This is a genomic window from Clostridium carboxidivorans P7 (assembly GCF_001038625.1).
Lineage (GTDB): Bacteria > Bacillota > Clostridia > Clostridiales > Clostridiaceae > Clostridium_AM > Clostridium_AM carboxidivorans.
Genome location: NZ_CP011803.1, coordinates 4,982,855 through 4,996,922, shown reverse-complemented (window position 1 = coordinate 4,996,922; position 14,068 = coordinate 4,982,855). Strand labels below are relative to the sequence as shown.

Below are 14,068 nucleotides of genomic sequence, written 5' to 3'. Positions count from 1 at the left end.
CTCCTTTATACTACTATCATGTTTGCTTGTTCTTTATCTAATTCTCTACACATAAGTGCTTTTGCTACGTGCTTCTTTGATATATTTTCTGATTCATCCATATCTGCAAAGGTTCTAGCTACTTTTAAAAATTTATGAAAACTTCGTGCGCTATATCTAAATCTATCATAAGCTTTTTCTAGTAAGCTACTACTTTCTTTATCCAATTTACAAAATTCTCTAATCATAGATGGTGTCATCTGAGCGTTACAATTCACTCCTTCTAAATTTTGAAATCTATTGATTTGTACTTTTCTTGCTCTTTCAACCTTTTCTCTTATTTCTTCAGAAGATGTTCCTCTCTCATAACTTGAAAGTTTCATAAATTCAACTGGCTGTACATTCTTTTGTATGTCTATTCTATCTAATATAGGTCCTGAAATTTTTTGCCTATATTTTAAAACTTCATAATCAGTACAATGGCATCTATCTTCTCCATAATATCCGCAAGGACAGGGATTCATAGCTGCTACTAACATAAAATTAGCTGGATAGGTATTTGTGAATTTAACTCTAGAAATAGTTACCTTATTGTCTTCTAAAGGCTGCCTCAATGCATCCAATGTTCTTTTATTAAATTCAGCTATTTCATCTAAGAAAAGTACCCCATTATGTGCAAGAGATATTTCTCCTGGAAGTGCATTATTTCCTCCACCTATAAGTGAATTAGTTGATGCATTATGGTGAGGTGCTCTAAAAGGTCTTTCTGTAATAAGTCTTCCTTTATTTTTTAATAAACCAGCTACACTGTATATTTTAGTAACTTCCAATGCTTCCTGCTCAGTCATATCTGGAAGTATTGTTGGAATCCTTTTCGCAATCATTGACTTACCACATCCCGGAGAACCAGATAGTAGTATATTATGTGCACCAGCAGCTGCTATCATTATAAATTCTATAGCTTTATTCTGCCCCTGTACATCCTGAAAATCCACAAGAAAATTTCGTCTTATCACCTGTTCATCTTTAAAATCTTCTACATTGCTATAATCAGTAGTTCCCTCAAGAAAACCTACTACTTCTTTTAAAGTTTCAAATCCAAATATATTTATATCATTAACAAGGGATGCTTCTCTTAAATTTTCTCTAGGGACTATTAGATTATTAATTCCTTTCTTTTTTGCCTCAATAACCATGGGCAATACTCCAGTGCAAGGCCTTAAATCCGCATTTAAGGATAACTCCCCTATGAAACCAAATGTAGATAACTCATCTACATTTATTTGTTTTGACTGTATAAGAAGTCCTACTGCCATACCTAAATCAAAATGTGATCCTCTCTTTTTCATATCACAGGGTGAAAGATTTATTACTATTTTCATTTTTGGAAATTCATATTTTGAATGAACAATAGCTGCTTCAAGCCTTTCTCTTGCTTCTTTTATTGCAGTATCTCCAAGTCCTACAATAGAAACAGATGGCTGACCGTAAATAGTATCCGTTTCTATTTTAACCATATATGCATCTATTCCACTGATAGCAAAACTATTTATTATTGAAGCCAAAGATTTCATCTCCTTTTTTATAATCTTTTGGAATTTATTATAAGGATGCTTTGTTCCTTATAGCACTTTCAACAAAATTTTTATATAATTCTCTTTTATTTATTTTTTGAAAATACGAAAGTACTTCTTTTGTTGTTATTAGTTTTTCTTTCTTTTTTCCTATGTACATGCCATAGCTACTCCACTGATACTCCTCAGGTCTTTCAACCATATTTGCTCTTATTGGATTGAGATGAATGTATCTACTAGCTTCAAGCATTTGTTCATCTGATTTTATAAACTCTGGATGATATCTATCTTGAAATAAGTGTCCTATATAATTATATTTTTTATTAAAATACTTTGCATACATGGCATTTACTCTACCTATAAATTGTCCTGGTGCTTTATCTTTAGTTTTCACCAGTATATGTACATGGTTATCCATTAAACAATAGCAAATTATTTCATATTCATCATATTCAAAATACTTTAATGCTTCTTCAATTAATGTTAAGTAATATTGAAAATCTTCTCCGTCCTTAAATATATCATTCCTATGATTCCCTCTTGCAGTTATATGACAGCTAGCTCCGGGGAACCAGGGAACTTTTGGTGTTGACAAAGTAAAACCTCCTCTTTATTATTTATTTAAAACTATTGCCAATTACAAGAATTTTACACACATCAAGTCAATTTTACGGAAAATAATAACCAATTTAACATAATCAACTTTCATATAAAATTAAAAAGAGTATGTACTAAAAAGTGATTTTTCACTTTAATACATACTCTTTTTTCATTTCAATTATCTATCTCAGCTTGCCACTGGAAAATTTTACACCCCTGGGGTCTTTGCGAGACCTGAAAGGTTGAGCTTGCTACTTTCCAAATATACTGTATCAGGACATAAGTCTTGATCATGTATCCATTGAACCGTACCCATAAAAGGTTTAACTGTACTAAATAAACTCCAATTCTTCAATTCTTTAAATATACCTATTTCAAGATAAGGTTTCATATCTAATACACCTATTTCTCCATTTGTAAATGTTACTGTAAGTGTAAAATCCTTATTTGGAACTACACTTTTTACTCTAGGATTCATAACTACACCTCCTACTTTAATGGATCTATCTTATAAATGTTCTCACCTTTAAGAGCTAATTCCCAGTTTGCCATAAGTTCATCATTATGAATCTCTATCCAAGCTTGTATAAGTTTCATCTTATTAGATTTAATATCACCTTCAAGTAATTCCCCTTCTGGTATTGAAATAACAGCATCTTGTCCTTGATATGTTACATGAATATGTGGTACATGATGTTGTTTGTTGTCCATATAATACATAGAAATAATTATTCCATAAAACATTGATAATATTGCCATTAATTTTTCACCTTCCTTTTGACTATATTATATCCAATTTCATAATTAATTTCACTAATGATTTTCTATTTATTATTATTATCTAATTTCGCTAAATGGACATTTATTCACCCGAAAAGGAATAGAATAGTACCCCTAAAGATACTCTCTGTTTTGATTTTATTATTTAGTTTTTCAATCAGTATGTGACCTGACTATTTTTATGACTTAAAGATATTTTTAGATATGTTAGTACAATTTAGACCTTCTTTTATTTAAATGGGAGGAGGAAGGTTGTACTTCCCTTCCTCCTCTCTTTTGGTTTTATTTTGACCTTCTATTTTCTCAGCTTGTCACTGGAAAATTTTACATCCCTGGGGTCTTTGCGAGACCTGAAAGGTTGATCTTGCTAAAAAAGAACCGCCACATCCGACGATTCTTTACTATTTTACAGCTTTTAGTGTTGCTATGTCATTCCAATTCTTAGATGTTACTATCTCTACAGCATTTAAATCTTTTCTTATAGATTTAATTTCACTGTCAATACTTTCTAGTTTATCTTTGGTTTCAGTTCTAAATTCTGTTAAATCAGCTGTTTGTTCGATTACAGAATCTATCTTTTTTTCTATTCTATCTAATTTATCGTTTGTTTTATCTTGACCATCTACTAATTGATTAAGTAATTCTAATATTTTATTTTCCAAGAATAACAACTCCCTGTCATCTATTTGTTTTATCATATCTATATTTCATTTATATTTTAACATTTCCCTATTCTAGTTTCAACTTTAAAATGCAACGTCGATAATTAACTATTTATTTATAAAAAAAGAATAGAAGCGTATCCCTAAAGATAATCTCAGTTTTGATCTGATTATTTAGTTTTTCAATCAGTATGTAACCCTGACTATTTTTATGACTTAAAGATATTTTTAGATATGTTAGTACAATTAGACCTTCTTTTATTTAAATGGGAGAAGGAAGGTTGTACTTCCCTTCCTCCTCTCTTTTGGTTTTATTTATCCGTTCTCATTTTTCACAGCTTGTCACTGGAAAATTTTGCACCCCTGGGGTCTTTGCGAGACCTAAAAGGTTGAGCTTGCTATTAACATCAATTTAATTCTATTTCAAGTACATTTCTAACTTCGCTAAATGACCATTTATTTACCAAAAAAGAATAGAAGAGTACCCCTAAATATACTCTTAGTTTTGATTTGATTATCTAGTTTTTCAATCAGAATGTGACCTGACTATTTTCATGACTTAAAGATATTTTTAGATATGTTAGTACAATTTTAGACCTTCATTTATTTAAATGGGAGAAGGAAGGTTGTACTTCCCTTCCTCCTCTCTTTTGATTTTATTTAGACCTTCTCATTTTTTACAGCTTGTCACTGGAAAATTTTACACCCCTGGGGTCTTTTGTACAGAATCCATATATGCCGAATCCCTGCATATGTCAATTCTATTATTCCATACAATAGTTGAATCAACATTTTTATCTATATCCCAAGCAATATTTCCTGACTCATCTATAAATACTTGTTTAAATCTATCTATATCCTTTAGTACTTCAAATACTCCAAATAAGCTATTAGACATATCGTATAGCCTTATTTCTTCATTATCAAATACTATCGTTAGAGTATAATCATCATTTGGGATTATATTTTTAATCTTCCTAGGCCCTTTGATAAAGTATTCCTTAACTTTATCAGGAATTAAATTTGATTCCAAATCATTCACCTCCAAAATTCTATTTCAAAGGTTCTATTGCAAACAACTCTTTCTGTAATTGAGCAAGATACCACTCTTCTTTTAACTCTTCTTGATGTAAAGCAGCCCATCCAAATAACATTTTAAGCTGTTTATTAGGCATAGATCCAGTAAGTAATTCTATATCCTCAATAGTAATGCAACAATCATATTCTCCATATTCGGCATGAAAATGTGGTGGAAGATGATCTTTATAATTAATGTAAATTTTTATTCCTCTAAACATACATATCGTTGGCATATTAAATCCTCTCTAAACACAATCTTATCAATTATAACTCTATTCATTCTTTTAATAAGATTTTTTATCAATATCTTGATAGATTCATTTTAACATTAGTTGTTGTAAACTTCAATAATTTCGCTAAATAGAGATTTATTCATCAAAAAAGAATAGAAGAGTATCCCTAAAGATACTCTCAATTTTGATTTGATTATTTAGTTTTTCAATCAGAATATGACATAACTCTTTTTATGACTTAAAGATATTTTTAGATATGTTAGTACAATTTAGACCTTCTTTTATTTAAATGGGAGAAGGAAGGTTGTACTTCCCTTCCTCCTCTCTTTTGATTTTATTTAGACCTTCTTATTTTCACAGCTTGTCACTGGAAAATTTTACACCCCTGGGGTCTTTGCGAGACCTGAAAGGTTAAGCTTGCTACTCTTTGGGTTTTATTTATCTGTTCTCTTTTCTCAGCTTGTCACTGGAAAATTTTACACCTCTGGGGTCTTTGCAAGACCTGAAAGGTTGAGCTTGCTACTGGAAAATTTTACACCCCTGGGGTCTTTGCGAGACCAAAATCCCCAGCAGCCTGTGTGAAACGTAGTAAACTTACTATTTACCCAAAAAAGAATAGAAGAGTATCCCTAAAGATACTCTGAATTTTGATTTGATTATTTAGTTTTTCAATCAGAATATGACCTGACTATTCTCATGACTTAAAGATATCTTTAGATATGTTAGTACAATTTTATCCGTTCATCTATTTAAATGGGAGAAGGAAGGTTGTACTTCCCTTCCTCCTCTCTTTTGGTTTTATTTACACCTTCTTATTTTCACAGCTTGTCACTGGAAAATTTTACACCCCTGGGGTCTTTACGAGACCTGAAAGGTTGAGCTTATTATTTAACTGTAATAACGACACCATTTTTAGCCTTATTAGGAGTTGAAGCAGCATCAGCAGCTGTTAATGCACCTGTTGCTTTTGTTCCTACAGTAATGCTAGTAACTAAAGCATTATTCTTTAATAAGTTATCTGCTTTAGTAGTAATATCTGATGTAGCAAATACTGGTTCAGTAGGATCAACTGTACCATCAGCATTAAGATCAAGGTAAGTCTTTGAAGTTCCATCGTATTTTATTAAACCATTAAGATTTATTGTATACTTACCAGCATCTGAACCTACGCCTGCAGTTACTGCTATAGCTGGTGTTCCTGCTACAGTAATTGTTGTACCATTAACCTTAATATCTAAATCGCCAATTACTGGTGCAGTTCCTAGTTTTTCATCAAATGTTATAGTTAAAGTATTATCAGCATTAAGAACCGCTGAACTTAACACTGGTGCAACTTTATCTACTAAAGTTACTTTTCCAGCTGTTGCAGCTAATGCTTCTGTTCCATCATATGATTTAACACTTGATACTGTTAACATTGCACTAGTATCATCTTTTGTAGCAAATGAAGCAGGTACTTCTATTGTTGCTATTTTAGTTGAAGGATCATATGTTACAACTGAAGTTGTTGGAATAACAACACCATTCAATTTGTAATTTTGTGTGTTTATTGCACTACTTGCATCAACAGCTTTGTTGAAAGTAACTGTATATTTGTTATCTCCAACACCATTTGCTATTGCTGCTTTTAGTCCAGTTGAATCACTTGCACCAAGATCAACATTAAGTGTAGTTGCTACAGCTTTATTAGCTTGAGTTGAATCATCAACTAAAGTAGCTATTTCTGGAAGTATAAGCTTAATTTGTCCACTTATATCACTAGTCATTGTTACTGCAGTGAATGAAACTGTTAGTTTATTCTGATCAGTAGCAACAACAGCACCTGTAGAAGTTCCTAATCCTAATCCTGTTGTAATTTCTTTACCACTTGCATTAATTGCACGAATTGCTGTTGTTATAGGTGTTGATACTTTTAAATTTGCATCATATGTTACTTCAAATCCAGTAACATCCCCAGCAGCATTCTTAAGTACACGAGCACTAGTTGCTTTTGGAGCAACAGTATCCTTTGTTAAGGTTACTGCTTGATTTACAACTGGAGCCTTATTTCCTAATGAATCTTTAACAGCATCTGTAACTATAAGAGTTAACTTACGAGTATTAACATCTTTATATAAATCAGCACTACTATTATCTATTGTTAATGTAGCTTTCTTTTTATCTTTAGAATCTTGTGCTACTGCAAAATCAGTTCCTGCAGTCAAAGCAGTTCCTTTTTCATCAAGTAATTTTATATTACCAACAGCTTCAACTGAAGTTTTATCCATATCATCAGCAAACATTAGAACAATTTTATTGTCATCTGAAACAGTTGCTGACTGTAATCCTTTTGTTGAATCTTGTTTTGCTACAGTAAATGATTGAGTAGCAGTTACTTTATTTGATTTTGCTACAGAAAGTATTGTATCAGCTGTATCAGGAATGTTATATATATCTAATGTATAACTTTGTCCTGCTATTAAAGGTGTAGTAGTAGTTAAGTCTACAGTATATAAATCGTCTGTATCTGCTGCTGGAGTTGCTGCTTCACCATTTATCTTATAAACAGCACTAGCATCTAATTTTACTGGCTCTGAGAATTTAACTTTAACAACTGTAGTTGTTGTTATAGCTTTAGATGTTACAGATGCAATTGTTGGAGCAACTGTATCATTTAATATAACAGATGAAGCATAATTGCTTACAACTTTGCTAGAGTCATTCTTTCCTTGAACTCCATTTACAACAACAGCTAATGCTTTATTCTTAGCATATACAACATTTGTTTGATTTAATGTAAGTATAACTGTCTTTTCATCAGCTTGAAGTTTAGCACCACCAATAAGACCAGCAGTAGGAATTAATGTATTAGCACTAGCAGCAGCATCACCTGCTACTCCATTAATAGTATAACTTCCAGGGTTTTCAGCAGTTGTTTTATCTACAGCTTGATTAAATGTTACTACTAACTGACTAGCATTAATAGGAGTAACTGACTGAACCCCTAAAACTCCATTAACAGTTACTGTAGCACTTACTGCATAGTTATTATAATCAGCAAGTGTTCCACTTACAGTTACTGTTCCAGTTGTAGCATATGTTGAAGCAGTTGTTGCTGCTGCACTCCAAGTTATTGCTACATCCTTAGTTGTTCCGTCACCTAAAGTTACACTTACAGTTGATGGTAATGTAGCTACTGTTCCTGCATTAGTTGTAGCAGTAATAGCACTTACAGATTTTACAACTTTAGAAGGATCTACTGGAGTAACTGCATCAACTGTTCCGTCTGCTTTACATTCATATCCTATAGTAACATCCTTTGCAAGATCTGCATCTTTTGCAGCTTCAGTTACAGTATCTAAAACAAATGTTTTTCCGCCATCTTTTATAACAGCATCTGTATATGCATCAAGAACTGTCTTAGCTGAAACTAAACCTGTTTTATCATCTTTGAAAGCTACTAGATTAGCAGCATCTTTCATATATTCATCAAACATAGGTGATGTTCCAGTTGAGAATTTATTTTCGTAATCTTTTAATAAAGCATCTAAATTAAAACTAATAGTTCTACCTGATGCATCTTTAGCAACATAATCTGTAACTTTTGCTGAAGCAGTGCTGCTTACTGCAGAAGCTATTAATACTCCTAGTGCTGCACTTGATAAAACTGAAAAGTATTTTTTATTTTTATTCATTCTTATACCATTCCTTTCAAAATGTTATTATTTTAATAAACGTTGTCCAGTCCAAAACTATCTGAACTGCTTTCATCATTTGAATTAATCATTATTTTGCTCTGTAAATCCTGTATAGTAAAAGTACCATCAAGTGTTACAGTAAACTTGTTTGTTGAAGCATCATAGGTTAATGTTTGTCCATCTATGGTCAACTTATACTTAGTTGCATCAACATTTGCTGGTAAAGAGGCAACTACTGCTGTCTTTCCCGCTATATCCGTTCCTGCTTTTTCAACTGTTGCTTTTACTGTTGGAACTATTGATCCGTTTTCCCATTTATAGCCTACTAAAACATTTTTAATATCTGAAGAAGTTGCATTTTCAGTAACAGCATCCATATTAAATGGAGTACCTGCAACTAATGCATTGGCATATGCATCCATAACAAAATCATATGAAACATAACCTTTTATACTATCTTCAAAAGCTATAAGATTAGATGAATCTTTTTTATATTCGTCAAACATAGGTGATGGCTGTTCTATTAAACTATTAGTATAATCTGCTAATAAATCATCCAAATTAAAACTAATAATTCTTCCAGATGCATCACTAGCAATATATGATTTAACAGCTGCATGAACATTAGTAAATGTTGCAGCAGATATTATCAATGACATAGCTAAGCTTGACATTAAAGCAAAACATTTTCTTTTACTCATATTCACATAATTCCTTTCAGAACAATTATTTAAGTATTATTCTGACGTATACACTAACTGTATTTTTATAAAATAGATAAGGGAAGATACCCCTTATCTATTTAATTTTAACAAACTATTTTGCTGATACTACAGTTTTAGCTTGTAAATCTGCTATAGTGAAAGTTCCATCAACTGTTCCAGTGAACTTTCCTGATGTAGCATTATAAGTTAATGCTGTTCCGTTTACTGTTACAACGTATTTAGTGCAATCAGTACCTGCTGGTAATGATACAACTGCTACTGTTTTTCCAACTATTGCTGTTCCAGCTTGTTCAACTGTTGCTGCTGGCATTGTACCTGGAGTTGGTGTTTCTATTTTAGTTACTACAGTTTTAGCTTGTAAATCTGCTACAGTGAAAGTTCCGTCAATTGTTGCAGTGTATTTTCCTGATGTAGCACTATAAGTTAATTTTGTTCCATTTACTGTTATATCATATTGAGCAGGATCTAATCCTGTTGCTAATGATGCAACTACTACTGTTTTTCCAACTATTGCTGTTCCAGCTTGTTCAATTGTTGCTTGTTGTGTAGTAGTATTGTCAGTTACGCTGATAGTCTTAGTATCTGTATCATCAGAAGATGCTTTGTATACAGATTTTTCGCCATTAACATCTCTTTGAGCCATAAATCCTGCTGTAGATTGAGCATGTATATCTAAGCTACCACTAAATGCTGTTGCGTAGTTTTTATCATTCTTGAAGTTGAATATAACAGTGTTTCCGCTGATTGTTGCACTGTCAGCTTTAATTTGTGTTCCGTTAAGTCCCATGAATACAAAGCTGTCTGCATCAGTATTACTATTGTCAAGTGGAGTATCAAATGTAACATATACTTTTCCACCATTATTATCTTTTGTTGCTGTCCAGAAATCTGCTGTATCGTCATCGTAGCAAGTAGTTCTTGGACGAGCATCGTTGTTGTATACTTTAGCTTGGCTATCAGTAAGTGTTAATTTAGCTCCATCTTCGCCTACGCACAATTTAGCTCCTGTTTCATCTGATGTATTAGTAGAAGTAGCAGTTACATCAAATTTCAAGCCATTTCCTTGTGCTTTTACAAGCTCAATCTTAGTTGGAGTTTTATTTACTAAGCCATTAGCATAGTGTATACCATCAGCTTTAACTATGCTTGAACCTGGATTTGCTGCAGCAGCTTTAGCTAAATCAGCAGCAGTAGCTTTTTGGTTCTTATCAAATTTAAATGTTACTGTATCACCACTTAAAGAGTGACTGCTTGGTACTACTCCACCAAATGTAACATCTGAATCAGTAATTGAGCTTATTGCTCTTGTAAATTGAACAGCGATCTTTAAGTCACCAGCATCGTCTGTATCATAGAATGTTCTTATTGTATTATCCTTAACTGTAGCACCTGCTTTTGCTTCATCGATTCTGTTATCGTTGTTGTATGCTGTTCCGTCTAATTTATTTCCTGATGTATCCTTAACATTAAATACAGTAACTGCTGATACATCGTTTGTAGTTCCAGTAGTTATCTTACCACCTGTCTTTACATGGTAGCTTGATGGGAATTCAAGTATAGCAGATTTGTTATCTCCACCAGTTGTGATATTAGTATCTGCTGGTAATGATTTGCTATCTCCTTCTCCATTTATAAACTGATAGTTATCTTTGTTTGTAAGAGTTGATGCATCCATAGATTCACTGAAGTAAACAACTACTTTATCCTTGTCTCCAGTTCCTCTCATCTTAGCATAGATTCCAGTTCCCTTAGGAGCTATAGTATCTGCTGCATCATTTATAGTATAAGCATAGTCTTCCATTACATTTGGAGTAGATGCTGTATCTCTGATGTTCTTTATTGTTAAGTTATATTTATTGGATGTTAATCTCCAATCTTCGCTTTCATCTCCAGGTTGTACTGCAATTCCTTTAGCTTGTTCCATTGTAGCTTTGAATTTCCACAATTTAATGTTATAAGTATCTGTATTTCCAGTATCGGATTCTCCTACAGTACTGTATACACCTTTGATATGGCTAGTTATATCTATTCCCTTATCATCTTTTAATGTGTAGTTTGATAAGTTGTGAGCATATTGATAATCAACATCTTTGCTGAATTTTACACGGACAGTTTCACTATCTATTACTTCAATTTTGCTAACTGTAGGTTTAGTTTCATCCTTAACATCGTCGAAGCTCTTTCTAGTATCCTTAGGAACAGTATTTCCAAAAGCATCCTTAACATCATCACTTATATCAAGTGTGTTTGCTCCAGTTTTTATTGTTCCATCACTAACATGTTTTAATTTTATTAATTTGTCATCATTATCAGTTTTGATGTATGCACCATTAATATCAGCTAAAGATTTACCATTTACTTTATAGTTTCCTGTATTTTTAACTGTTTGTACATCCATTGATCTATCAAATGTGATGTGAATTTCACCACTCTTAGTTTCTTCTACTTTTGTAGGTACTGGTGCTGTACTCATAGTATCTACAGTAAATGCCTTGTCTTGTTCTTGGAAACTAAATCCACCAGCATCACTTAATGTTCCAACATTACCAGTAGTATTACCATCTCCAGTTGAAATAGTTAATGTATGGTTTCCTGGTTCAAGTTGTGAATCAAAGTAGAACATAACTTTGTTTGCCCAAGTTGCAGGTGTTGCTATTGAGCTTGATACTGTTATGTGGTCTTTTAATTCAGAATATGTTGAATTTATTCCGTAATTGCTTATGCTCTTACCATCTATTTTAAACTTATCTTTTAATGAGTCTAAAGTCTTCATGTTAACAGCTTCTGAGAATTCAACTGTTAATTGGCTATTTCCTTCTACATTTACATTCTTTAATGTAGGATTTTCAGTATCTTTGAATGTTAATGGTTGATCTGTTGAAGCTACTGTATTATTCTTATCTGCATCTAAAACAGCTTTCTTAACTGTAAATGTTACACTGTCTGATTGTTTTCTTGGTTTAGCAAGTGTTATCAATACAGCTGTATCATCATCTGTTGATTTAGCTACTGCACTGTTTTCATCTACTGCTACTGAAGGATCTGATCCATCAGCTTTAGTTTGTGTTAATTGAGTTCCGTCTATTTTGTAGTTTGTTACATCTTCAGCTGAATCTGTATCAATTTTTGTATTGAAGCTAACTTTGATTTGATTTAAGCTTACTACTTCTACTGATTTAACTGTTGCATCAGTAACAGGATTATCAGGGCTAACAGCTTTGTTTATTTGATCTTCAACGTTTTGAGAAACAACGCCTGTTCCACCAATAACATTTAAGTCAGTTTTAGTTGTAGCATTGTCTTTGATATATTTTATAGCATTGCTTGTTGCAGTTGAACCATCTTTGTCAGTTAATACTAATGGTGCTGCTACTTTTCCAGCTAATGCTGAAGCAACTAAAGCGTCTGCATATCCATCATCTCTTGAGTTTTCTTGAGCTGATGCAACATATAATTTGTCCATTTTAAGTGTATCTTTGAATGAAGATAATACTTTTAAGTTAGTATCAAATCTGTCAGATCCACCATTTACTCTGCTAGTAGCGTTAACTTGATTGTAGATAGAACTATTTATAACATTTTCAGTTCCAACTACTGTAACTTTTGAGTTATTGTTTTTAACAAAATCTACAACTGATTTCATGTAATCAGCATTGTTTAATCCTAATAAAAGAATTTGTCCTTTAGCTGCTGCTACTGGAGCTACTGATAGTGCATCTGAGAAACCTTCTCCACCTACCATGATAACTTCATCAGCTTTTACACCTAAGTCAACTAATTTTTGAGCAACCTTTGCATTAGTTTCGTATCTGTTAGATCCGCCTAATTCTACAAGGCTATAATTATTTTTCTTTAATTCATCTCTTACTGCAGTTGAAATTGAACCTTCTCCACCTACTACATACACATTCTTAGGTTTTAATTGATTCAATGCATCTTGAGTATCAGAACTTAATGCATCCTTTGATGTTAAAAGTATAGGTGCATTTAATTTTTTAGCTAATGCTGAAGCACTTACTGCATCTGCATAGCCTTCACCAGATACTAATACTACATCTTGGCTTCCATCTTTCCAATTTTCTTTAGCAACTGAAGCTGCTGTTGCATATCTGTCAGTTCCACTTGTTCTTGTTACCTTTCCTTGTGCAGCTTGAACTGGACCAGCTGATAGAGCTGTAGTCAAAACTAAGGACATAAGTGTAGCACTTGCAAGTGCCTTTGTACTTTTTTTACTCATATTGTAATACCCTCCTCGATTTAAGTGAATTTTAATTAAAATTCTTTAATATATATATATATTTTTAAATATATACTTTTTTAAAGCTTCAAACTTTCTTATTTTATATTGGAAAATTTGATAGCATTTTAAAACAGAAACTATTATACCATATTAATCCTGTATATTCCAGTGTTTTTGATTAATTTAATCATTTATTCATTTTATATTATGTATTAGTTACATCTTCCAAAATTCACTCTTCATTATATCATATTTTTTCTTACATTTCTACATAATGCATTTTCTTTAATTTTTATCATTGTAGAGTAAATAATTTATTTTATAGGAAAATTAACTATGGCTTAATTATACATTAATTTTTTAAATTTTTCTACAGTTTTAATGTTGGCAAATAAATGTATTTTGAATGTAATTATTTAACTTTTTTCACATTTAGATGTTATATTCATAGAACATAATATTAGACGCAGTTACAATAAAAAGTGTTTCAAATTTTTTTAATTTTTTTTAATTAACAT

General features: G+C 32.0%; 10 protein-coding genes. All 10 read right to left on the bottom strand.

Annotated features, from left to right (window positions below):
• Positions 1-5: 5 nt before the first annotated feature.
• A complete protein-coding gene (locus tag Ccar_RS22595) occupies positions 6-1,553 on the bottom strand; it encodes a YifB family Mg chelatase-like AAA ATPase (RefSeq protein WP_479723268.1) in 1,548 nt (515 codons plus the stop codon).
• Positions 1,554-1,581: 28 nt separating this feature from the next.
• A complete protein-coding gene (locus Ccar_RS22590; RefSeq protein ID WP_007062471.1) occupies positions 1,582-2,148 on the bottom strand; it encodes a transposase in 567 nt (188 codons plus the stop codon).
• 213 nt (positions 2,149-2,361) lie between these two features.
• On the bottom strand, positions 2,362-2,631 hold the full coding sequence (locus tag Ccar_RS22585) for a DUF2442 domain-containing protein (protein WP_007062472.1): 270 nt from the start codon (positions 2,629-2,631) through the stop codon (positions 2,362-2,364).
• An 11-nt stretch (positions 2,632-2,642) separates the two neighbouring features.
• Positions 2,643-2,912, bottom strand: a complete 270-nt coding sequence (locus Ccar_RS22580; protein ID WP_007062473.1) for a DUF4160 domain-containing protein — start codon at positions 2,910-2,912, stop codon at positions 2,643-2,645.
• 422 nt (positions 2,913-3,334) lie between these two features.
• On the bottom strand, positions 3,335-3,595 hold the full coding sequence (locus Ccar_RS22575; RefSeq protein WP_007062474.1) for a YgaB family protein: 261 nt from the start codon (positions 3,593-3,595) through the stop codon (positions 3,335-3,337).
• A gap of 700 nt (positions 3,596-4,295) precedes the next feature.
• Positions 4,296-4,637 carry a DUF2442 domain-containing protein gene (locus tag Ccar_RS22570; protein WP_237737380.1) on the bottom strand — a complete coding sequence of 114 codons (342 nt, stop codon included), beginning with the start codon at positions 4,635-4,637 and terminating at the stop codon, positions 4,296-4,298.
• Between the two features lie 10 nt (positions 4,638-4,647).
• Positions 4,648-4,908, bottom strand: a complete 261-nt coding sequence (locus tag Ccar_RS22565; protein ID WP_007062476.1) for a DUF4160 domain-containing protein — start codon at positions 4,906-4,908, stop codon at positions 4,648-4,650.
• An 884-nt stretch (positions 4,909-5,792) separates the two neighbouring features.
• Positions 5,793-8,582 (bottom strand): Ig-like domain-containing protein, encoded by a 2,790-nt coding sequence (locus Ccar_RS22560; protein WP_007062477.1) that lies wholly within the window; start codon positions 8,580-8,582, stop codon positions 5,793-5,795.
• A gap of 32 nt (positions 8,583-8,614) precedes the next feature.
• Positions 8,615-9,286 carry a hypothetical protein gene (locus tag Ccar_RS22555; RefSeq protein ID WP_007062478.1) on the bottom strand — a complete coding sequence of 224 codons (672 nt, stop codon included), beginning with the start codon at positions 9,284-9,286 and terminating at the stop codon, positions 8,615-8,617.
• Between the two features lie 115 nt (positions 9,287-9,401).
• The gene (locus Ccar_RS22550; RefSeq protein ID WP_007062479.1) at positions 9,402-13,547 is read right to left on the bottom strand and encodes a cell wall-binding repeat-containing protein; all 4,146 of its coding nucleotides are present in this window, start codon (positions 13,545-13,547) and stop codon (positions 9,402-9,404) included.
• Positions 13,548-14,068 lie beyond the last annotated feature (521 nt).